This window comes from Helicobacter canis (assembly GCF_900451095.1).
Classification (GTDB): Bacteria; Campylobacterota; Campylobacteria; order Campylobacterales; family Helicobacteraceae; genus Helicobacter_B; species Helicobacter_B zhangjianzhongii.
Genome location: NZ_UGHV01000001.1, coordinates 1,100,296 through 1,122,505 on the forward strand (window position 1 = coordinate 1,100,296; position 22,210 = coordinate 1,122,505).

General features: G+C 45.7%; 23 protein-coding genes and 2 tRNA genes. 6 read left to right on the top strand and 19 right to left on the bottom strand.

The genetic code is table 11. From position 1 onward, the window contains the following. Window positions 1-58: 58 nt before the first annotated feature. The 18 genes from DX060_RS05140 to DX060_RS05225 form a co-directional block, all read right to left on the bottom strand. The gene (locus DX060_RS05140) at window positions 59-2,116 is read right to left on the bottom strand and encodes a DUF262 domain-containing protein (RefSeq protein ID WP_115011458.1); all 2,058 of its coding nucleotides are present in this window, start codon (window positions 2,114-2,116) and stop codon (window positions 59-61) included. Between the two features lie 294 nt (window positions 2,117-2,410). Continuing rightward, window positions 2,411-2,486: transfer RNA gene (locus tag DX060_RS05145), tRNA-Ala, on the bottom strand. 23 nt (window positions 2,487-2,509) lie between these two features. Continuing rightward, window positions 2,510-2,584: transfer RNA gene (locus tag DX060_RS05150), tRNA-Val, on the bottom strand. 73 nt (window positions 2,585-2,657) lie between these two features. Further along, window positions 2,658-3,782 carry a metallophosphoesterase gene (locus tag DX060_RS05155; protein WP_115011459.1) on the bottom strand — a complete coding sequence of 375 codons (1,125 nt, stop codon included), beginning with the start codon at window positions 3,780-3,782 and terminating at the stop codon, window positions 2,658-2,660. A gap of 26 nt (window positions 3,783-3,808) precedes the next feature. Then, window positions 3,809-5,134 carry an ankyrin repeat domain-containing protein gene (locus DX060_RS05160; RefSeq protein WP_115011460.1) on the bottom strand — a complete coding sequence of 442 codons (1,326 nt, stop codon included), beginning with the start codon at window positions 5,132-5,134 and terminating at the stop codon, window positions 3,809-3,811. 9 nt (window positions 5,135-5,143) lie between these two features. Next, window positions 5,144-6,913, bottom strand: a complete 1,770-nt coding sequence (locus tag DX060_RS05165) for an AAA domain-containing protein (protein ID WP_115011461.1) — start codon at window positions 6,911-6,913, stop codon at window positions 5,144-5,146. Window positions 6,914-6,922: 9 nt separating this feature from the next. Further along, the gene (gene dapB, locus DX060_RS05170) at window positions 6,923-7,690 is read right to left on the bottom strand and encodes a 4-hydroxy-tetrahydrodipicolinate reductase (protein WP_115011462.1); all 768 of its coding nucleotides are present in this window, start codon (window positions 7,688-7,690) and stop codon (window positions 6,923-6,925) included. Window positions 7,691-7,703: 13 nt separating this feature from the next. Next, window positions 7,704-8,642, bottom strand: a complete 939-nt coding sequence (gene trxB, locus DX060_RS05175; RefSeq protein ID WP_115011463.1) for a thioredoxin-disulfide reductase — start codon at window positions 8,640-8,642, stop codon at window positions 7,704-7,706. 59 nt (window positions 8,643-8,701) lie between these two features. Next, entirely contained in the window at window positions 8,702-9,019 is a 318-nt protein-coding gene (trxA, locus tag DX060_RS05180; RefSeq protein WP_115011464.1) for a thioredoxin, read from the bottom strand. A gap of 152 nt (window positions 9,020-9,171) precedes the next feature. Continuing rightward, window positions 9,172-10,413 (bottom strand): hypothetical protein, encoded by a 1,242-nt coding sequence (locus DX060_RS05185; RefSeq protein WP_115011465.1) that lies wholly within the window; start codon window positions 10,411-10,413, stop codon window positions 9,172-9,174. 49 nt (window positions 10,414-10,462) lie between these two features. Next, window positions 10,463-11,977 carry a YifB family Mg chelatase-like AAA ATPase gene (locus DX060_RS05190; RefSeq protein ID WP_115011466.1) on the bottom strand — a complete coding sequence of 505 codons (1,515 nt, stop codon included), beginning with the start codon at window positions 11,975-11,977 and terminating at the stop codon, window positions 10,463-10,465. Window positions 11,978-11,997: 20 nt separating this feature from the next. After that, complete coding sequence (locus DX060_RS05195; protein WP_115011467.1) at window positions 11,998-12,669, bottom strand: phosphatase PAP2 family protein; 672 nt, start codon at window positions 12,667-12,669, stop codon at window positions 11,998-12,000. Continuing rightward, the gene (aroC, locus tag DX060_RS05200) at window positions 12,659-13,747 is read right to left on the bottom strand and encodes a chorismate synthase (RefSeq protein ID WP_115011468.1); all 1,089 of its coding nucleotides are present in this window, start codon (window positions 13,745-13,747) and stop codon (window positions 12,659-12,661) included. Before aroC ends, DX060_RS05195 begins: the two co-directional genes overlap by 11 nt. Then, window positions 13,744-14,460, bottom strand: coding sequence for a ribonuclease III (gene rnc, locus DX060_RS05205; RefSeq protein ID WP_115011469.1), 717 nt, complete (start codon window positions 14,458-14,460; stop codon window positions 13,744-13,746). The genes aroC and rnc overlap by 4 nt, the downstream gene beginning before the upstream one ends. 25 nt (window positions 14,461-14,485) lie before the next feature. Next, window positions 14,486-14,950 carry a ribonuclease HI gene (gene rnhA / locus DX060_RS05210; protein WP_115011470.1) on the bottom strand — a complete coding sequence of 155 codons (465 nt, stop codon included), beginning with the start codon at window positions 14,948-14,950 and terminating at the stop codon, window positions 14,486-14,488. Beyond that, window positions 14,947-16,446, bottom strand: a complete 1,500-nt coding sequence (locus tag DX060_RS05215; RefSeq protein WP_115011471.1) for a tetratricopeptide repeat protein — start codon at window positions 16,444-16,446, stop codon at window positions 14,947-14,949. The genes rnhA and DX060_RS05215 overlap by 4 nt, the downstream gene beginning before the upstream one ends. Continuing rightward, entirely contained in the window at window positions 16,439-16,633 is a 195-nt protein-coding gene (locus tag DX060_RS05220; RefSeq protein WP_115011472.1) for a hypothetical protein, read from the bottom strand. Before DX060_RS05220 ends, DX060_RS05215 begins: the two co-directional genes overlap by 8 nt. Beyond that, on the bottom strand, window positions 16,620-17,510 hold the full coding sequence (locus DX060_RS05225) for a peptidyl-prolyl cis-trans isomerase (protein WP_115011473.1): 891 nt from the start codon (window positions 17,508-17,510) through the stop codon (window positions 16,620-16,622). The genes DX060_RS05220 and DX060_RS05225 overlap by 14 nt, the downstream gene beginning before the upstream one ends. A gap of 171 nt (window positions 17,511-17,681) precedes the next feature. Here DX060_RS05225 and DX060_RS05230 point away from each other — a divergent pair, with 171 nt between their 5' ends. The 3 genes from DX060_RS05230 to dsbI are packed head-to-tail and all read left to right on the top strand — an operon-like array spanning window position 17,682 to window position 20,227. Further along, window positions 17,682-18,854, top strand: a complete 1,173-nt coding sequence (locus DX060_RS05230) for an MFS transporter (RefSeq protein WP_115011474.1) — start codon at window positions 17,682-17,684, stop codon at window positions 18,852-18,854. Between the two features lie 56 nt (window positions 18,855-18,910). Further along, window positions 18,911-19,570, top strand: coding sequence for a thiol:disulfide interchange protein DsbA/DsbL (locus DX060_RS05235; protein WP_115011475.1), 660 nt, complete (start codon window positions 18,911-18,913; stop codon window positions 19,568-19,570). 21 nt (window positions 19,571-19,591) lie between these two features. Next, entirely contained in the window at window positions 19,592-20,227 is a 636-nt protein-coding gene (gene dsbI / locus DX060_RS05240; protein WP_115011476.1) for a protein-disulfide oxidoreductase DsbI, read from the top strand. Between the two features lie 201 nt (window positions 20,228-20,428). On the opposite strand, the gene DX060_RS05245 is transcribed toward dsbI, so the two are convergent. After that, on the bottom strand, window positions 20,429-21,037 hold the full coding sequence (locus DX060_RS05245) for a hypothetical protein (protein ID WP_115011477.1): 609 nt from the start codon (window positions 21,035-21,037) through the stop codon (window positions 20,429-20,431). A gap of 66 nt (window positions 21,038-21,103) precedes the next feature. On the opposite strand from DX060_RS05245, the gene DX060_RS05250 reads away from it, so the two are divergent. The 3 genes from DX060_RS05250 (at window position 21,104) to rpmA (ending at window position 22,187) form a co-directional block, all read left to right on the top strand. Further along, the gene (locus tag DX060_RS05250) at window positions 21,104-21,499 is read left to right on the top strand and encodes a RidA family protein (RefSeq protein WP_115011478.1); all 396 of its coding nucleotides are present in this window, start codon (window positions 21,104-21,106) and stop codon (window positions 21,497-21,499) included. Window positions 21,500-21,602: 103 nt separating this feature from the next. Further along, the gene (gene rplU, locus DX060_RS05255) at window positions 21,603-21,914 is read left to right on the top strand and encodes a 50S ribosomal protein L21 (protein WP_115011479.1); all 312 of its coding nucleotides are present in this window, start codon (window positions 21,603-21,605) and stop codon (window positions 21,912-21,914) included. A 9-nt stretch (window positions 21,915-21,923) separates the two neighbouring features. Then, window positions 21,924-22,187, top strand: coding sequence for a 50S ribosomal protein L27 (gene rpmA / locus DX060_RS05260; protein ID WP_023930407.1), 264 nt, complete (start codon window positions 21,924-21,926; stop codon window positions 22,185-22,187). Window positions 22,188-22,210 lie beyond the last annotated feature (23 nt).

Genomic DNA, 22,210 nt, shown 5'->3' on the forward strand with positions numbered 1-22,210 from the left:
CCTAGAATCTGCCCCCCCATATAGAAATGTAGAAATGCAGAAATGTAGAATCCAGATTCTACTCGATGACAAACGCGCTGGGATCTAGCTTGCAGCCTTGCACAAGGTCTTTAAGATTGCTTCCTACGGATTTTAAAGCAGCATTGCTTACAAAGTAAAATCCAGCCTTTTCAAAAGGCACGACAAGCGTGCCATCTCTCCTCCTTGCACCAGCCTGTGCGCTATCCCAGTAGATATAGCGTGGGAGATACTCACTTGTATAGGTCTCAAAGGCTTCTCTGGCATTTTCTAGCAAATAGTCTATGACAGCTTTAGCTAGGTAGCTGCCATTTCTCGCGTAGTGCTTCTCTCCATTGGGGAGACTTATGCGCGAGAGTTTGACAAAGGTCAAATCACTATCAAGGCTTTTTCTAAGCTCTCTTATGCGGTAGTCTTTGGGCAAGTCTTTAAATATCTCTATCGCACAAAAACTCTCCGCCAAATGCTGCGCCCTAGAAAGCACTTCGCCTATCCCCCAAGAGTCTGTATTGTTGATAAAATAGTCGTTTAAGTGCAAGGAGCTATGGCTATCTAGTAGCTGGATTTTTTCATCATAGGATTTATTGCTAAGCTTTTGATTTTGTCCTGTTAGGGTGAGATTTCCAAAGGTGTTTAGGTATTTATCTTCAAACTCGACATACTCTTCTCCCACCATATCGCGCCACTCTTGCATGGGGCTTTGCGGGTAGAAATGCTCCACTTCTAGCTCCTCTTCTCTTGGGGGCTCGGCATTACTTAGCTTTTCTATCTCTAGTAGGATAAATTTGCATACACTTTTTAGGGAATACGCATTGCGCGTGGCAAACGCATCTTTTATGCGATCATCATTTGGGAAAATCCCCCTGCCAAATTGCTTGCCTAAAAATTGCTTGAGATTAGTAGCACAGACCTCTCCTAGGCTATTGTATAGAGTATAAAGGATCCTATTAAGTGTCATAGTCGGCTCTTTGCACACACTTCTGCGCACATAGTAGCTCACTAGAATCTGCAAGATTTCATAGAAATCATCATAGCCTAGCCTGCCTTCTTCAAAGTCCCTAGCACAGTGCAGGACAAAGGGCTTTGCCACGCCGAATTTGATCTGCACTAAGATGCCAATAGCCTTGCGCAAATGCGCTAAGTCTTGCGATGAGACATCGCTCCGTTCTAGCCCATTGTGATGCCCTTCTAAAAAGACTTGATAGATCCTGCCATACTCGCGCATATCAGCCATAAGAGCTTCTATATCATTGGGGAAATGCTCTCTGTGGTGGGATTTTAGCAAGTAGTATATCTCGCGCTCCTCTTCTTTTAGCCTATCTTCATAATAGATCCTTAGATAAGTGATGATAAACTCATTTAGATCTTTTACACCAAGCCACTCTTCTAAAGGGATCCAATATGTCTCATACAGCCAATCCTGCCTAGTAGAATCCTCTCCCATCATTAGGTAGTTGCGTATAAGATCTAGTCCTGTTAGCTGCACGCCTGTCGCATTGATACTCTCAAAGACCACTTGCGGATCATCATCGCCTAGCTCTAAGCCTATGCCGACAATCTTTAGCCGTAGAAATGCCCCATAAATCTCCTCTATGGCATAGCCTTTTTGCAGATAGCTATCAAGCTCTTTTAGGAAAAATTGATAGTTCTCCTTAATCTTTGAGCTACCTTGTATATCTCTTAATCTATTTGACATCACAAGATCAAAGGCTTCTCTATCGCTTTTTATGGGCTTTAGGCGGAGCTTTTGCCATCTTGTGAGACTTAGTAGCTTGGCTATTTCTTCTTTGATCTCATCGCTTGCCTTTGTCTCTATGGCTTTAAGCAAAAGCATCATTGTAGTGATCCTTTGCTGCCCGTCGATTATGACAAATTCTTGTAGCTGCATTAGGCTATTTTCTTGATCTTTTAGGTGGATCACATAGGTGATAGATCCCATAAAGTGCGTTTTTTTGTTTCTAGAAATGCTAATAATATCTTCTAGCAATTTTGTGCAATTGTGCTTTTTCCAAGTGTAGTTGCGCTGATATGTCGGGATAGAAAACATCGTGCTTCCCATAGAGAAAAAGTCATTGATCGTGGATTGACTAGCTTTCATCACTTGCTCCTTTATAGATAAGCAAGCATTAAATCAAAAAAAAAAAAAAACAGCTTAAAATTCGTGGTTTTGTGTTGCTTTCTTTAGAATCCAAAAGTGGATTCTAGGGCTATGGATCACCACGCGGATAAATCTGCTGGCGATGACAGAGATGAGGCTTTATCTGCTTGGCGATGATAGTGGGTAGGTGTAGCACAAAGCTTGTGATGAGAAAGAGTGAGTTGCTTGCTCGTGTAGATTTAAGCTAGACATATCAGCGGTAGATGGATTTGTAAAAAGAGAAAGATAAGAAAATGGTGGAGTGTAGGGGGATCGAACCCCTGACCTCGACGCTGCCAGCGTCGCGCTCTCCCAGCTGAGCTAACACCCCTTGTGTGAGTAAAGATGGTGAAGTGGTGATCACGATTGGACTTGAACCAACGACCCCTACCATGTCAAGGTAGTGCTCTACCACTGAGCTACGCGATCAAAGCTTGGATTCTAGCGGATAAATACTTAATCTCTTATAAGATAGTGCATAAGCATAGGTGGCTATGGTGGATTAGCCACACTCTAGCGTGATAAATACTATCTCTGGGGGATTAAACACGCGCGGTAAGCGGTAGTTTAGGCTAAGACCACGCGAGATTACAAGATACTGCCTTTTGCTGGAGTCTAGCTCATAAAGCCCGCCAGCATATTTGGGGAAAAGCCCTTGATTAGGCGCGTAGAGACCATTGAGCAAGTAGGGTATGCGCACTTGTCCGCCGTGCGTGTGTCCGCTTAGGATTAGATTGATAGGGAGTGAGGAAAAAAGCTTGGTAAATTCCGGGCGATGAGAGAGCAAGAGAGAAAAATCCGCCCTAGAATCCGTCTCCCTAGAATCCACTTTTTGCGCTTGATTAGTCGCCATAGGCTCTGTGCTAGAATCCACTTTTTGCGCATTTATGCTAGGCGTTGGATTTGGCATTGCATTTTGCGCTGTGGGGGTGGGGTCGTGCTGGCAAGCCCTTTTACTAGAATCCACTTTTGTAAAAGTGGATTCTAGGCTAGGACATTGATTAGCAGCAATGGTGCTTGCAACAAGCTCTTGCCACTCTTGCTCCCAGAATCCTCCCTGCCACTTTGCCTTATCCCACACGGCTTTATCTATGTGGCTATTAGGCTTACTATAAGTGCTGTAGTAAGGATCATCAACGCCAAAAATAGCCATATCTAGCCCCTTGATCCTAAGCCTAGCGCAAGGGTGGCTAAAATCTAGCACAGAGATATTGTAGCTTGCAAGCTTTTGCTTAATGGCTGCAATCTCTCCACTCCAAAACTCGTGATTCCCACTGACATAGAATTTGGGGATTGAGGCTAAGGGCTTTGATAGTTTAGTTTCTAGGCTAGAATCCAGCTTGGCAAAAAACTCCCACGCCCCTTGCATATCTTCTTCATCATCGATCATATCACCGCTTAGGGCGATTAGATCGACCTCTCGCTCTTGCAAGGCTTGGATAATGCTATCTTGATAGAATCTCCCAGAGTGCAAATCACTAAGTAGGGCGATCGTGATTGGCTGCTTTAGCTTAGGGCAGAGTGTGGCTTGGAGCTTGATGTGATAGTCTCTGCGCGTGAGTGGTGCATAGAGTGCAAATACCGCAAGCAGCAGGGACAAAAGCCCTGCTAGAATCCATAGCTTCATTCTGTAATGTCCTATTCTTTAATGCCCTACTCTTTAATGCCCTCTAGGGCTTCTAGGAGCTGGGCTTTGATGTCAGGGTCTTTTGCGATGTCTTTGGTGTATTGCACAAGATTTCTGCCTTCCTCATCTACTATGGTGGTATCTGCGCCGTTGCGGATTAGCGTTTTAAGGACTTCGACTTGGCTTGCTTGTATAGCAGAGATAAGAGGCGAGCAGGCAAAGGCACCTTTATGCTGTGAGCAGGAGAGATCGCCATTGATATTTGCGCCTTTTGCAAGGAGTGATTCTATCATTTGTGTGCTGCCGCTTGTGCTTGCACTCTGCAGGGCGTGCGTGAGATTTGCGCCACGATTGATTAGGGTTTCTATGACTTCTTCTGCTTTGCTAGATTCCTGCTCTTTTGCTGGTGATAAAAGCGCGACATCAAGGGCGTTAAGCTCGGTTGGCTCGCCGTTTTCTAGTAATGTCGCGTGGATATTTGCTCCAGAATCCAAAAGTAGCTCTACAAGCTCTTTTTCGTGGTTGCGTGCGGCATAGATTAGAGGGCTTGTCATTTGGGCAGGATCAAGATCTGCTCCTGCTTGGATAAGGAGCTTGGCTATATCGATTAGGCTGTTTTGGCAGGCGAGAGTTAGGGCGGATTCTTTAGGGTCTTTGCCATAAAGCTCATTGATATTTGCGCCTTTATCAAGGAGTGCAGCAATGATCTCTTTGCGAGGGGGTTTGGCTTGGATAGCATAGATGAGTAGCGGTAGGCTTGACTGATCTTTGGGGTCTGGCACGCTATCTAGGGTGATAGATTTTTGCTCTAGGAGCTGCTTTGTAGTGTGGCTAAATCCTAGTGCTATGGCATAGTGCAGGGCTTGTTGATATTGGGCTTTTGCTAGGGCATTAAGCAGTCTGCGCTTTTTGTCAAAGATCTCGCTAATCTCGCTAGAATCTGGGGCAAAAATGGATTCTAGCGCGCTTTTGGGGATTGTTTGTATTGCTGGGTCATCAGCTAGGAGGGCTTGCTGATAGGGTGTGCTAAGCTTGGCAAATATCTGGAGAAACAAGCTGCGCAGGTAGTTTTGATAGTCTGCTTCACCTAGGGCGATTATATCGCGCTTATGGACTACGCCTTGCATATCATCTATGGTGATTTGGATCCAGTTTGGGTTGCTAGCATCAGTGCCTCCAACTATACTTGTAAGCAAAAAATCACTTTTATAAAGCTTGGCGATTTGCTCGCCATTTGGCGATTGACGCAGGCTTGTGAAAGGACTTTTTCCCACAAAGCTCGCGCCTTGATCGGCATAGGCAAAGAGAGCAAACACACATACAAATATCATATATTTACATATTTTACACATACACTTCTCCTAAATTGTAATAATATCAATAACCCGCGCGGCATTTGTCTGTGGCGGTGTGGGGGGCTTGTTTGGCATTGGGAAGGGCTTGGCATTGCGCAAGATTGCCGTGAGAAACTGCTCATTATGCCTTGCCCAATACGCATAATCACACACAAGGATCAAGCGTTGTTTAATGCGGCTAATAGCGACATTAAGCGCGTAAGCGGCGTTTAGATTCCTAGAATCTGTGAGATGATGATGAAGCATAACGGGTGAGAATATCACGCTCTCAAACTCCTGCCCTTGCGAGCCGTGGATCGTCCAAGTGTGTTTATAGGGGATTTGGTATTGTGAGAGTAGCTTGCGCTGATTGACAAAGGGCGTGATGATAGCTGTGGAGCTAGATTGCTGCAAGAGTGTGGGGAAAATCTGCGCGATGACTTGGGCTTCGGCGTGGCTGCTTTTGTCTTGGCTTGGTGGGATAGGGGTTTGTGCTTTGCAGTCGATGAAGTATAGCTCGGTCGGGCTTGGCTTGCCTGATAGATTATTGCGATAAATGTGGTGGTCAAGGATTTTGGCGAGATTATCGCCATAGCGGTGGGTCTTGCGGAGGATATTTAAGCTTGTGCGCGTGAATTGCAGAGGGCTTGTTTGGGATTTGCTAAAAATGCTAGCATTGCTTGAGAAATGCTCTTGTGTGAAAAAATCTTCTATGAACAATGCCGATAGGTTAAAGAGATTTGCCCACGCTTTATCGCCGTGCATACGAGATGTGGGCATTTCGCAAATAGGCATAAGCTGCTTGTGGTCGCCTAGTAGGGTAATGGGTGTATCTTGCGTGCAGAGTGGCAGAGCTTTGATAAGCGGGGTGAAAGCACACTCATCTAAGAAAAAATGCGCAAACTCTACATCAAGGCTTGGATAACGCTTGATGAAAGCATCCATAGTCATACCAATCACCAAAGATTCTTTCAGGCGTGATTTTATGCCCACAGAGCCAAAGAGACTTTGGGGCTGCTTTTTTTGCAGGATTTGTGGGTCGCATACTTCGCTGTATTGCTCCATAAAGGCGTTGCTAGGGGTGCCAAGCCGCAAAATCATCGCGCGATTGATGTTTAGGGAGTCAAACTTTTTGATAAGAGCTTTTAGCACCTGCTCTAATGCGGAGTTTGTCGGGGCTAGCACGCATACGCGCGTGTTGTTATAGACATAGTGCAAAAGTGCTTCAAAAAGCACCACCTGTGTTTTGCCACTACCTGGTGCGCCCCACACATAGCTAAATGGCTTGCTAAGAATGTCGCGCAAGGCATTTGCCTGCTCATCGCTTAGATATGAGGGCGTGGTGATGGTGCGATAGGCATTTGTGGATTCTGGCTTTAAGCGAGCAAAGATAGGGGTTTTCGCTGGGATCGCAAAGGAGTCTTTTTGCTCAAAAAATGTGGCGAGATTTTGTATAAGGAATTTTAAATCGCTAAAGATTTTTAGATGATTTTTATGCTTTTGCACTTCATTAAACAAGCTAGGATCTAGGCATTCTATGGAGAGAATTTGGCTTTTTTCATCATAGAAGCGCACGCAAAATCCACGCTCTTCACTAAGTGGCATAGGAGCGCGCGAGCTGATTTGGATCATCAAAGAGTCGGTGTTAAGCACCTTTGCTTTGATACGGAGCTGAATGTATGGATTATCAAAGGCAACTTGCGCAACTTGTAATTCCTCGCAGCCTAGATTATGCTCTTCAAGATAAGCGTAATAGACTTTGCAAGATTGCAATAAGGCGTGTTTGATGGCGTGCATTTGGCTTAGTTATGCAAAAACTTCATCGATCTCATAGAGTTTGGGAGGCTTATTTGCAAGCCAGATAGCGCACGCTAGCGCACCTTTGGCAAATGTCAAGCGATTGGTTGCATTATGTGTAAGCTCGAGATATTCTCCATCTAAATAAAACCCTACGCAATGTCTCCCTGCCACATCGCCGCCCCGTAGTGAGATGATACTTAGCTCGCCATCTTTGCGCGCGCCTTGGGAGATTCTATCTGTTACTAGGATCTCCTTTAAGGGGCGATTGCGTCCTTTGGCGCAGGACTCTGCTAGGCTTAGGGCTGTGCCACTTGGGGCATCTTTTTTGTGTCGATGATGAATCTCGCTTATCTCAATATCTGCTTGTGTGAGTTTGGCTGCTACTTGCTCGACCACTTGCCTTAGCACCGCTATGCCAAGGGACATATTAGAAGCATAGAGCATAGGGACGCGTTTGGAGCAAGAATCTATAAGCGCGAAGTCTTGCTCATCTAATCCGGTAGTGCCTATCACGCAAGGGACAGGAGAACTGCTAGATTCTAGTGCTTGCAGCAGTGCATTAGTCGCTTCTTTTGAGCTAAAGTCAATGATAACATCACAGCATTGTATAAACGCGTTAAAATCGTTTGTTACAAAGCTACCTTCTGGCAGGCTAAAATCTAGCTCCTTGCGGACAAACACCGCACCGATCTCGATATTTCTATGAGCTTTTGCCTCTTGGATAATCAGTTGCCCCACGCGCCCACTCGCGCCAAAAATCCCTACTTTTATCATTGATATTCCTATCTTAATGGAGAGAGTCTAAATAAGCAATCGCCTGCAATGCGGCAGCAGCTCCATCTCCAGCAGCACATACTACTTGCTTTGGTGCGTTTATGCGTATATCTCCAGCAGCAAAAAGCCCGGGGACATTTGTCTTCATCGACAAATCCACAATGACAGAGTTATACTCATCACACGCGCACAACATAGAGCCATCATCTTGTCGCAACACTTGCGTATTCACATCATAGCCCACGAAGATAAAGACCCCCGGCACGGATAGCTCTTGGCGTTGTTTTGTTTGAGAATGCTCGATCACAAGCCCGGTTACACCGCTTTGATCGCCTTTGACCTCTATGGGTGAAAAGGGCGTTAAAAACTCGATTTTATCGTTGCTTTTGGCGTGCTCTAGTGTGATTGGAGCTGCGCGGAATGTATCTCTTCTGTGGATAAGATAGACTTTGCTACACATTTTTGTGAGATAAATAGCTTCTTCTACGGCAGTGTCTCCACCTCCTATGACAGCCACCTCTTTGCCTTTGTAGAAAAATCCATCGCAAGTGGCACAAGTGCTAACACCCTTGCCCCAAAGCTCGCTTTCTCCTATGATACCTGTGCGTTTTGGGCTACCTCCAGTGGCTAAGATCACAGATTTTGCTTCTGTGGTTTTGCCGCCATCGTGGTGGATAGTGAAATGCGCTCCATTTTTGGTGATTTGATTTACTATAGCCATTTCGTGTTTGAGACCAAAGCGGAAGCACTGCTCCTGCCAAGGCTCCATAAAATCCAAGCCACTTTTAACTTCTTTGATACCGGGGTAGTTTTCTATCTCACTACTTCCTGTGATTTGCCCTCCGGGCATACCTTTTTCAAATAACACGACATCTTTGATGCCACCGCGGGTTGCGTATAATCCAGCAGATAGCCCAGCAGGACCACCACCAATAATTGCTATATTGATCATTGAAAACTCCTAGAATAAGCCCCTTGTTTGCCAAGGGGGAAGAATGTAATAAGGTAAGACTAAAGAAGAGCGTTGATTTTGTCAGCCAAGACAGATTTTGGTGTAGCACCTACAACTTGATCGATAACCTCACCATTTTTCATAAACAAGATTGTAGGAATACTGCGGATACCAAATCGTGCGGCGAGATTTTGCTCTTCATCGGTATTGACTTTGCAGATTGCAGCTTTGCCCTCAAATTCATTTGCAAGCTCTTCAATCACAGGGGCTAGCATACGGCACGGACCGCACCAAGTAGCCCAGAAATCCACAAGTGCTACGCCGCTTTTTGTCTTCTCATCGAAATCAAGTTCTGTAAGTTCAATATATTGTCCCATTTTTTCTCCTTGTATGTGGGTTGGCAAGGATTATACAACAAGTAGTGTAACATTTTGGAAAATGTCTTTGGGATTTTGCATTTCTTAACACATTTGTAATGCATTGTTACGCATATAAGCACTTTGGACTACCTAGTAGGCTATTTGGTGGGCTATTTTGCTAGGATAAAATTCGCTTCTTTGGTAGTCCAGATTCTATTTTGGTATTGGATTTGTCTATCGCGCATAGATTCGCTAAAGAGTGTTTTAGAATCTTTTGCGATAGTTCTTAGCCCAAATTCTACGCCAAGTGATGTAGCATAGCTCACCCAATCATAACGCAAATTAGTATTGAGCAAAGAGGCATATTCCATAAGATTAGTATCGATCGTGCCAATGGAGCTTGCGACAAAGAGATTTTCACGCGCCTTTGGCGAGGCTAGCTGCAAGATTATGGGGCTAAAGTTGATTTGCGTGGAGAGATAGATTCTAGGGGTGTCTTCGTTGAGTTCAATTTGCGAGAGGATTAGCCCTGTCTTTGGTGCAGAAGTGTTGAGAATGAGTGCTGCACCGGGAAAGTAAGAAGTTTCTTTTTGTAGTGTTTTGTTAAATTGCGAGGCTTCTTGGTTGCTTAAAGATCGCTGGTGGATAATGTTGCCATCAAGCTCTGTAAATAGCGTGGTTAGATAGCCTCCTATCTGGCTATCATCAGCATATTCGATAAGCGGCATATCTTGCATAAGCGGTTGCAGGGCTTGAAACTGCTCCTTATAGCTTATCCCGCCAAAGTAGAGATTTTCAGGCAATTTATCAATAATATCTTGAGAGAGGCGTTCTTTATTGATTGTGGGGATATAGGTGGGATAGATTAGGTTGTCATAGTCGATGAGATTTTGCACGCCTGTGGGTCCAAGCATAGCGATGACAAAGTTTGCATTACTTTGGATAATGCGCAAATAAGTGGATTCTAGGTTAGCCTTGCTCTCATCAATGCTATCAAACACCTGAAAATCAAAGTCGATATTACGCGCGATAAGATAGGCTAGGATCGTATTTGCCACGCTTACAGAATACCGCCCTACCATTTGCTTAGGGATAAGAAGCGCGATCCTAAAATGCTCGCCATTGCTAGGGTCCTGTGGCTCTATACCACTTAGCTGGGCTAGGGCTTGAGAGAAATAGTGCAAGACTTTTTTATCTGTTGTATTGGTATTGAATTTGGCTAGAAACGAAAAGATATAGCCATTAGTGTATAGCTTTTTCAAGCAGCCATCGCTGCAGCTATGCTCATCGATGTCAAGGATTTTTTCTTGGGGTGGTGGGATCGGGGATATGATAGAGCTTTTTGCGAATAGATTTTGGCTCATAAGCCCTAGTGCAAGCATAAAAGTCAGTGTCGTTGTGATAAATTTCAATCCTATCCCCTTTATGTGATGTCTAAGTAAAAATCCTAGCATAATTTATCTAAGAGATATATCGGTAGCTTAAAGCTTCTAAAAAGTGCGATTTAGCAATGTCCTTGGCATTGTCCAAATCAGCGATCGTGCGCGAGAGCTTTTTAAGCTTTTGGATCGCGCGGTGCGAGAGGTTGAATCGCTCTCTTGCTTGGAGCAAGATTCTTTGCGTAGCATCATCTAGGATACAGATTTCTTCTACCTCGCGCTCACTTAGCTTGCCATTTAGCCTGCTTTGTCCGCGCTGCTTTTGCGCGCTAAAAGCGTGGAAGACCATTTGCTGCATCGTAGCAGAATCTAGTGAGGGCTTGGGGTCTTGCTCGTTTTCTTGCATTTGCACAAAGAGATCTATGCGATCTAAAAATGGCTCGCTAAGGCGCGATTTGTAGGAGCTAATGTCTTTTGGCGTGCAGCGGCATTCTTTAGAGGGGCTTAGGAGATTGCCGCAGGGGCAGGGATTTTGCGCTCCTACAAATAAAAACGCTGTAGGGTAGCTGATCTTGCTATGCACGCGCGAGACTACAAGCTCGTTGTTTTCAAGTGGCTCGCGCAAGGATTCTAGCACCTCTTTGCCAAAATGCGGCAGCTCATCAAAAAACAATATCCCCTGATGGGCTAGGGCGATCTCGCCGGGCTTGGCTTCATTTTGCGTAGCAGAGCCTAGGATAGAGGATTTTGACGCGCTTTGATGTGGTGAGCGGAAAGGGCGCAGTGGCGTGTAGCTGGGCTTTTGCGCGCTTAGGGCTTGGAGCTTGACACTCTCTATCATCTCTTCTAAACTCATCGGCGGCAATATATAGCGCAGGCGTTTAGCAATCATACTTTTCCCGCAGCCCGGACTGCCTTCATAGAGGATATTGTGGAATCCACTTGCGGCGATGAGTGCCGCTCTTTTGGCGATCTCCTGCCCCTTTACTTCGATAAAATCTAGCGGGAACTCTCGCTCGTAGTAGTAGTCTGTATCGCCAATATGGATCGTATCAAAGTTTAGTGTAGTTTGTGTCTTAGCAGGGGTGGATTCTGGGGATTCTAGGATTTGCAATGCTTCTTGCAAGCTGCTTGCATAATAAATTTGCAAATGTGGCAAATGGCAGAAAAGCTCTTGCCCAGAAGTAGGCAAAATCACCTTGGCATTTTGGTGGCGCAGGGCTATTTCAAGCAAAAGTGGATAGATATTGTCATTATAAGTGAGTGTGCCATCTAAGGCTAGCTCGCCAAAGGCAAACCACTCTTGTGTATCTATCCCCTTTTTATGCAGGGCAATTAGCAAAGCTATGGGCAAATCAAAGTGGCTACCGGATTTTGCTAGATCGGCAGGGGCTAGGTTGATAGCGATTTTTAGCGCGGGGAAATGGAAGCCGATGTGGTGCAGCGCGCTTTGGATCCTCTGCTTGCTTTCTTGGATTGAGCTATTGGCAAGCCCTGTGATGACAAAGGCAGGCAAAGCACGCACGAAATTTGCCTGCACTTGGACGATCTCTCCGCCGATACCATTTCTTGTCGCACATAGAATCTTATTGACCATATTTATCTCACTTTGTATTACTAGAATCTATATAGCACGCTTGCTTTATAGATCTGCTCATAAGTAATGCCCTGGGCGATAGCTTGTGGAGCGGGGATAGCTGCTGTGCTTACATCTATATGCAGCACGACATTTTTGAGCCGTTTGGCGCATAGATAGCCTAGCCCATAGCCTAGTAGCGCACCTGCGATGACTTGCAACGCCGTGTGCCGCTCGCTTGTTATGCGCGATATACCGACAGAAGTAGCAAGCAGTGTAGTAGGCAGCCCAAGCTTCCAGCCATAACGCTTTTGCATAAAGCCTGCTGCGCTAAAGGCTGATGAGGTATGCCCGCTTGGGAAGCCATCAAAGGAGCCGTTATTGGGGCGTTGGCTAATGCCAGCTAGCCTGTCGTTTGCTCGGGATATGCCTACAAAGGTGTATTTGCTTGCAAAGGTGATGGCAAGTGTGCTGCCTGTGCCAAGGGCTAGCTGGGCTACTCCGTGGTAGTCTTGCCTAGCTAGGGCATACGCCCCAGCCATTAGTGGGAGAAACTGAAACACATCGCCCCACGATTCAAAAGCATCGCCGGGCTTTGCGTGTAGGCTTGGCACACAAAGTCCGCAGAGTGCGCACACAAGCACTACGCGCTGGCATAGGCGAGAAAAGTGGATTCTAGGGCAAAATAGCACGGCAAAACTTCTAGGGCGCATTGTAAAAGTCCTTGATAGAATCTATCCTTGTGTGCGTGTGCAGTAGTGCCATATCCGCTAGAATGAGAGCTAGCATACTCTCACACACCACACTTCCTCGCACTGCGATACACGGGTCGTGGCGTCCTTTTAGGCTTAGATTTTTGGGCTGTTTGCTTGTATCGATTGTCTGCTGGGGGAGAAAAATGCTAGGCGTTGGCTTGAAATAGATCTTTATGCGGATCTCTTCACCTGTCCCAATCCCTCCTAAAATCCCCCCACAATGATTGCTAGTAAAGCCACTAGAATCCATATTGTCATTGTTTTGACTCCCTAGTCTTGTGCTAGATTCTATGCCATCGCCTATTTCTAGGGCTTTGACACCATTTAGCCCCATCATCATAGCCCCAATCGCCCCACTAAGCTTATAGTAAAGTGGCTGCCCTAGTCCTTTGAGCGCACCATTTGGGCTAAAGGCTCGCACAAGCGCGCAGCCACCGATACTATCGCCATTTTTGCGTGCTTCTAGGATAGCGTGCTTTTGGGCGGATTCTACGGCTTTATCTAGGGCGAAAATCTCGCTTGTTTTTGCATAGGCAAAGTCGATATTCTCGCCCTTGTGTGTCCCTATGTGTAAAATCCCACTCTCACAAGTGATGCCAAGCTCTTGCAAAAGCATTTTAGCAAACGCCCCACTAGCCACGCGCACAGCACTCTCTCTGGCAGAGCTTCTGCCACCACCGCGATAGTCTCTAGCCCCATATTTTTCGTGGTAGGTAAAATCTGCGTGTCCGGGGCGGAATATATCTTTGATCGCTTCATAGTCTTTGGACTTTGTGTTGGTATTTGGGATAAAAAGCGCGATAGGTGCGCCTGTGCTTTTGCCATCAAACACGCCGCTTAAAATTTCTACTTTATCTTCTTCTTTGCGTGGTGTGGCATAAGGCGTTTGCCCGCCTTTGCGCCGCTGCATTTGCGCCGCTAGCAGCTCGGTGTCAATCACTATGCCAGCTGGGAAGCCATCGATCACACAGCCTACGCCTAAGCCGTGAGACTCGCCAAAAGTGCTTATGCGTAATGCTTGCCCAAATGTATTCATAGCTTTGCTCCTTGCTTCTTTGCTTTGCTTTGCTTGGGGGAGTCTTGCGTGAGCTTTTCATACGCGATTTTTGCGCACGCTTGCTCGGCAAGCTTTTTTGAAGTGCCAGAAGCCGTGCCGTATTCGATATTATCAATAAGGATTTGCATTGTGAAACGCTTTTTATGATCGGGTCCTTCTTGGCTTAGGAGCTTATATATAGGCAGCACGCCAAAGCGTTCTTGTGTGATTTCTTGCAAGGTGGTTTTGTAATCAAGGGCTAAATCTTGGATTTTCATATTGGGGTAGTGCTTGGTAAGGATATGATAGACAATTTTGCGCGCGCAATCAATCCCTGCTTCTTTATAGATAGCTCCAATGATCGCTTCAAAGGCATTGGAGAGCAGAGAGTCCTTATCTCTGCCGTGGTTTTGCTCCTCACTGCTTGAGAGCCGCAATAAAGAGCCGATACCATAATCGCGCGCAAAAATGGCGAAGCTTTTTTCATTGACAAGGCTTGAACGCATTTTGGAGAGCTTGCCTTCGTTGTATTTAGGGAAGCGATCAAAGAGATATTCCCCCACAAGCAAATCTAAAACCGCATCGCCTAGGAATTCTAAACGCTCATTATTGCTGGATTTTATGTAGCTTTTGTGTGTGAGTGCTTCAAGCAGCAAGGACTCATTTTTAAAGCTATATCCTAAAAGCTGCTGCAAGCGTTTAAGAGAAGTCATCATCACCCTTTACTAGAATCCACTTTTACATATCAAGCAGTGTTTTTGGTGTTTCAATATGCTGTGCTAGGTTTTGTATCTGCTGTGCTTGAGATCGTGCAATTCTATCACATTCTTCATTGAGTAAATCACCATTATGCCCCTTGATCCATTGGGCTTGGATAATGTGCTGCTCTTTTAGGGCGATGTATCGCCGCCATAAATCGGGATTTTTCACTTCGCGGAAGTTTTTGCGTATCCAGCCGGGGAGCCACTCGTTAATGCCTTGTGCGACATATTGAGAGTCTGTGTAGATTTTGATACGGCAGGGCTCTTTTAGCACCTTTAGGGCTTGTAGCACTGCCATAAGCTCCATACGATTGTTTGTCGTATCTGGCTCGCCACCTTGGACAATCTTTTTGATACCTTTATAGAGCAAAATAGCGCAGTAGCCGCCAGCTCCCGGATTGCCAAGTGATGAGCCATCTGCATAGATTGTAAGATCTTTCATAAGTTCTGCCTTTGTGTGTGGTGTTTGATGATTTTATACACGAGATCCATTTCTCCCATTTTCGCGCAAATAGGGCAGCGATAGGAGTCAAATGGGAAGAGATTTTTACAATGATGACATCGATATTCAAAGCTTAATTCACCCCGTTGTGTAGAGTGCTCCGCAAGCACGCGCAGCACTTCTAGCTCAAAGATTTCTATGCAAATCCTAGAATCCTTAGCGGGGTTGTTTGGAATTTGGGCGTTGTGGGTAGAAATCCTAGAATCCACTTTTTCTGCCGCCTGCGAGCCGCTATCAAGCACGACTTCAGCCTGTTTGCTCTGCGATTTTTCTACATTTTGAGCGTTTGTATCAAAAGTGGATTCTAGGTTTTTTATACTTTTAGCATTGTCCCTAGAATCCACTTTTTGTATTTTTTGGGCGTTGTTGCTTGTAGATTGCCACGCCGACAAGTCGGCTCGCAATGACGATGAAAAAGCTTCATTGCTAGAATCCACTTTTTCACAAGAGCTATTTTCTTTGTCATTGTGAGAAAATCCGCAAGGATTTTCGTGGCAATCCATTTTTTCTTTAGAATCCGCTTTGTGCGTTTGTGTGGCATTGTGTGAAAAAGTGGATTCTGGGCTTTGTGTCTTTGTCTGTCTAGAATCCACCGGTGCATAAAATCCTTTGGCGATAAAGACTTGCAAAATATCTGGGCGCGATTTAAGTCTCTCAAATGGCACTTCTGCCTTATCGCATCGCCATAAAATATCTAGGCAAAATGTGATTGTATGGAAGCGCACAAGCTCCTCCCAAAATCTCTCCCTATCATAGGTGAAGAGATATTCTAGCACCAAGCGATTGATCTGCCCACTAGATCGCATAAGGCTTATGATCTCTCTATGCTTTTTGTCTAATGGCAGCAAGGAGTCTTGAGAGAGAATCATAAAGTGGAGGTATTGCTTCATCTGCCTTAGCTCTCGCTCTTCTTGGGCATTTAGCTCATCTAAGCATTCAAGCGTATCAAGGGCTGCGCGATATTCTCCCATATTTTCGTGGGCGCGCATTAGATAGCTTAGGATTTGGGTGTTTCTGGGGTGGGTTTTTAGAATCTCAAGAAAGATATTTTTCGCCCTTTGCAAAAAGCCTGCATCAAAATAAGTAATGCCCAAAGATTCTAGGATAATGATTTTTTCCTGTGGATTGCGCGTGGTATCAAGCAGGCTTAGGTAGATTTTGATCGCCATAGCACTATCGCCGGCTTTGGCGTAGGTTTTAGCAAGCAGTAGTAGGGGTGGGGTGGGGTTTTTGGCTAGGTGGAGAAACTCCACTAGCTCATCGCTTAATGCGCTGCCGTCGTAGGATTTGGTGAAGTTTTCTAGGGCGATTTGACGCTTTTTAGCGCGGTAGCGATTGCGCCCATAATCTGCAAATACCAAAATCACAATAATGCCCACTAAAATAGTGATCCCAAACAAAGGATCGCGATACATAGTAGCTAGATAATCAAGCATTATAGTCCTTTGTGGTTGGGCTGTCTTGGTGTATGCAAAAGTGGATTCTAGTGTCTCTAGCATAGATTGCCTCTAGGCGTGCAAAAGTGGATTCTAGTGCTAGCATAGCCACAAACTTGCCTATGTCTTTGTGGGCGGACTCTAGCGCGCTAGATAGGATTGCTAAGGCTAGGCTATTTGCGGACATATTCGATATGGGCTTTTTGCTTGATTTTTTCAAAATATTCACTCAAGATTTGCTCTTGGTGGTCTTGGGCGAGCTTTTGGGCGATGAAGTTTTTGGCTTCTTCAAAGCTCATCGCATTTTCACCGCTTTTATCCTGCACCAAAAATGCGACATAGCTGCCATTACCCGCGTCTAAAATAGGGCTAAACTGCCCTGTTTGTAGCTGGGAAAACATCTGTGCGATTTGCGGATTTAGCATACTTAGTGTGAGAGTTTCTGGGGTTTTTTCTACACCATTTAGGGTTAGGCTTGTGTTGGCTATGGCGCGTTCAAGGAGCTTTGGGTCTTTGGAGCTATAGCGGATAGCTTGCACTTTGGTCGCTGTTATAAACTCGCTTTTGTGCGTGTCGTAATACTTGCGCATAGTTTCTTCGCTAGAAGTGCTTGATGATAGCAAGATATTGCGCATAAGCTCGCGCGTTTGGATTTGATCTTTGAGCTTTTGCTTGTAGGATTCTGTGGATATGCCTTGCTGATAGAGAGCTTGGATAAACTGCTGGTAGCTAAGGTTGTTTTGTGCGGCGATAGATTCTATCTCTTGCTCAAGTCGCATATCATCAATGGCGATATTAAGTCGCTTGATTTCTTGATCTTTGAGTCTTTGGGCGATCAAAATCTCTTGGGCTTTGTCCTTGGAGATGTGCTGCTTGGCACTTAGGCTTTGTATCTCATAGAGCGTGATGGGGTCGTTATTGACCTTTATGGCGATCCCGCCTACTATATTGCTTGCTTGCTTGCTTACTTGGGGCTTGGGAGAATCTTGTGTATCGCCTAGAGCAAGGCTTACGCACATAAGCAAACAAGCCAGCATAGCCTTAGGGTGGAGAGATGATAGCATTGGAATCCTTGTGGGTTTTGTTTGTGGATTCTAGCATATTTTAGATATGGGTTTGTTGTTTTAGCTAGTGGTGTTAGTTTTGGTGCGATTCTCAAACATTTTTAAGTCAAAAATCCATACAATTTCTCCCCTAATTTGACTAGATTCTAGGGATTTTGAGGGATCTACAATATGACACACACAAGCACACAAAAGTCTTCATCAAAGGGCATTTTCGCGCTTGCTTTAAGCGCGTTTTGTATGGGGGTTACAGAGTTTATTGTCGCAGGGATTTTGCCTGATATTGCCACACATTTTATGATCTCACAGCCTGTGGCTGGCTGGCTTGTAACCATCTATGCCATTGGCGTGGTGATTGGCGCACCGATTTTGACAATCCCCATAAGCAGGCTTGATCGCAAATATCAGCTTATGCTAAATCTCTCTATCTTTTTGCTAGCAAATCTTATTGTCGCTATAAGTGATCATTTTTATCTCACGCTTTGTGCGCGCTTTGTGGCTGGCTGTATGCACGGCGTGTTTTTTGTCATCGCTACTATTGCCGCGATGAAAATCGCCAAAGAAGGGAAGCAAAACACCGCGCTAGCACTAATGGTATCTGGGCTTACGATTGCGCTTGTTACAGGCATACCTTTGGGGACATTTGTGGGGCAGCTCTTTGGCTTTCAGGCGATCTTTTGGCTTATTGTGGTGCTTACAGGTGTGGCGATCGCTAGTGTGTGGCTGATTATGCCAAATATACAAGGGCAAAGGACCTTTATCCGCAATCTTTTTCGCGCCCTTTGTGTGCCTAAGCTCTTGCGTGCATATATCGTAACTGCCTGCACTTGCGGGGCGAGCTTTGTGCTTTATACTTATATCGCGGAGTTTTTGCTGGTGCTTTCGCGTTTTGATAAGCAGTCTATCGCTTCGATTTTGCTTTTGTATGGTGGGAGTGCGGTCGTGGGGAATCTACTAGGCGGGAAAATCACGGATATAAAAGGCTCTATCATCTCGCTTCGCCTAATGCTTGGCGCACAGATCATTACTTACGCGCTTATGAGTATTAGCGCGTATTCTCAAGTGTTTGTGCTGATCAATTTATGCGTTATGGGTATGGTGAGCTTCGCTTCTATCGCGCCGCTAAAGTCGCTTGCTGTTCTTTTGTCGCACAAATATGCTAAGGGCTTTGAAGATAGTGCCATTAGCGTTAATGAAGGCTCGTTTAATGTAGGGATCGCGAGTGCTAGTGCGCTTGGCGGGGCGATTTTCGCGCATTTGGGGATAGAGTTTAATGCCCTGTTTGCCGCGCTTTTCGCGCTGCCGGCATTTGCGATCGTGCTGCTTATGCCTAGGAGCTTGTAGCACTAGATTCTAGGCGGCTAGATTAGTTACAATTACGCTTTGCCAAAGGAGTTTATATGAAAAATGTGGGATACAAGGTATTATCAGGGCTTTTTATATGTGTGCTTAGTGTGAAGCTATTTGGTATAGAGGTTAAAGAGGGCACAGATTATGTCGTGCTGAAAAATCCTATCCCCAATGCGGAAAATTCTGTGATTGAGGTATATAGCTATGCGTGTCCATTTTGCTTCAAATACGCCAAAATCCTGCCACAAATCATTGAGAAAATCCCTGAAGGAGTGGAGTTCCGTCCTTATCATTTAGAGCAAAAGGGCGATTACGGCAAGCTAGCAAATGAGCTTTTTGCAGTGCTAATTGCCAAGGATAGGCAAGAAGGCATTAGACTATTTGATAGCAAATCACTCTTTCACCGCGCGTTGAATGTGTATTTTGAGGAATATCATATCCATAAAAACCGCTGGGGAGATGGCAGAGATCCGCAAAGCTTCCTAGAAACAGGGCTCAAAGCTGCGGGGATTAGCGAGGAGGATTACCGCCAAGCCCTTAGCACACCAGAGGTAAAAAAGCTCCTTAAAGATTGGGAGTCAAGCTATGATATAGCTATTATTCAAGGGATCCCGGCATTTGTGGTCAATGGCAAATATCTCATCAAAATCAGTGAGCTAAAATCCCTTGATGATTTAGGGGAGAAAATCACAGAGCTTTTATCGCGCTAGTTTATGTGTGAGTAGGGTAGAGTGAGCTGGCTACATCAAGTCGCGCTATGGTTGCATAAGTGGCAAGCGCGGCGTTTAGGGTGGATTCTACTAGCGGGGGTGAGTTTGGGGCTTGTGGTGTTCTCACACTATGTGCTGCAAGTGTATGGCTATATGCGCCCTTGTGAGCAGTGCGTGTATATCCGCTATGCTTTTGTGGTGTTTGCTTGTGGGGCAAGCTTGGTCGCGCTTGCCCCGAGCGGTAGGGTAGCCTTTGGCGTGGGGTATGTGTGTATGCTCTATGCGTGCGTGCGGGGGCTGGTGGCGGCGTGGCAGCTGCATAGAATCCACACAGCTATCCATAGCGATGAGGTGGTGTTTGGCATACGCGGCTGCTCTATGCAAGCACACTTTGACTTTGGGCTGCCGCTAGATCGCTGGCTGCCAGAGTGGTTTGCTCCAAGTGGGGATTGTGGGTTTGATATGCCTATAATCCCAAGTGGCGTGGCACTTAGTGGTTTGCGCAAGGCTTTTGTAGAGCTTTATGCAAATGGGTGGTATCTCTTGCCTAAGTGGGAGATCGGCACGATGGCGCAATGCTGCTTGGTGATCTTTAGCGCACTTTTGGTGATGATTATGCTTCTTGCGTGGGGGAGATGGATTGCGCGGGGGAGATGAAAGCACGCAAAGCTAGAATCCACTTTTTGACAGGATCGCCGCGCCGCCGTTGTCGGCTCGCGATGACAGGGGAATGGTTGATTAGGCTCGCAATGACTATAAAAAGGGCGTGTCAAACGAGGATTCTAGCGCAAACGAGGATTCTAGCGATAGGATCTCTATGGATTGCCCAAATAGCTGCCACGAGATCCACATAAATCCCTATCTTTCAAGCTCGATGACCTCTTGGCTAATATCGTGGATAATGTGCCTTTTCTCCCATTGGCGGTTTTTGTAAATGGGATTGACTCGAGTGGATTCTACGCCGATTTCTTGCGGGATCTCTCCTTTGTGTGAGTGGCTTTGCTTGGGGCTTTTTGTGTCTTTTGGGGCATTGGAGATCTGTCTCTCATAGAGGTTTTGAGGCAGAGCTTCTTGCTTTGGTGTGGGTGTTTTGGGCGTGGGCGTTGGGCTAGGGGCGTTGGGCGATTGGGCGCGATCTTGGCTAGGGGCAGGCGGTATGCTAGATCCTGCTTTAGGGGGGATATTTGGTGCGAGGCTAGGCTGGCTCTCTAGGTTTCTAGGCTCTTTATACACCATACGCCTTATGATATGCCCATTACGCACGATCATAAAGCCTAGGATTTTGTTGCGCTTATAGTCGATGATCTCAACTCTATCTTCATCATAAGTAGAATCTGCCTGCGCCTTTGGGCTAGATTTGCTACTCTCTTTGCCTTCTATGATAGAATCCACCTGCTGCGCTAGCCCCTGCCCACTCACGCCAAACACACATAAACCCCACAGCATAAACACGCGCTTAAAGCCCATCACTATATCCTTTTTTAAAGTATTATATACTAAACTCACGCAATCTCAATCACGCAAGGATCCCTTATGAAACCAAAGTCTATCCACACGCCAAACGCCCCTCAAGCCATAGGTCCCTACTCACAGGCGATATGTTTTGGGGATTTGATCTTTACTTCTGGTTCTATCGCCTTGCAAGCTAATGGCGAGTTTGTCCAAGGTGGGATCAAAGAGCAAAGCGAGCAAGTTATGCAAAATCTCCAAGCAGTGCTTGAAGCAAGCGGATCCGGGCTTGAATATGTGCTAAAAACCACTTGCTTTTTGGCTGATATGGGGGATTTCGCAGTGTTTAATGAGATCTATGCCAAGGCATTTGGCACGCACAAGCCCGCGCGCAGCACCATAGCTGTCAAATCCCTGCCAAAAGACGCGCTAGTAGAGGTAGAAGTGATCGCTACTAAAAAAGTGGATTCTAGCTCATAGCCCCCAAAATTAAGCAAAACACAAACATTTTATCGCTACAATCGCGCCCTTGCATACCTAAGCCTAAAGGCATAGGTGGCGTATCAAACCACAAGGAAACACGATGTATGCGATTTTGAAGAATGGAGGCAAGCAATACAAGGTAGAGCAAGGGAGCATTATCCTGCTTGATAAACTAAGCCTTGAGCCAAAGTCAAAAATCAGCTTTGAAGAAGTGCTGGCACTGCACGATGGCAAGTCTATCGTAGTAGGCACACCATTTGTCGCAGGCGCGAAGATAGAAGCTGAAGTGATCAACGAAGGTCGCGGGAAAAAGGTCATAACCTTTAAAAAACGCAGAAGAAAAGATAGTAAGACTAAGCGCGGATTTCGCCGAGATTTCACACGCGTGAGAATCACAAGTATCACAAAATAAGGAGCAACAATGGCACACAAGAAAGGTCAAGGAAGCACCCAGAATAATAGGGATTCTGCAGGGAGAAGACTAGGCGTTAAGAAATTTGGCTCGCAATTTGTCCGTGCGGGTAATATCATCATCCGCCAAAGAGGGACAAAAGTCCATCCCGGAGATAATGTAGGGATCGGCAAAGACCACACGATCTACGCGCTCATCGATGGGGTCGTGCAATTCTCACAGAAGACCAAAGAGCGCAAGAAAGTCTCTGTAATCCCAGCTGCTAACTCCTAGAATCCACTTTTTAGGAGTCTTAT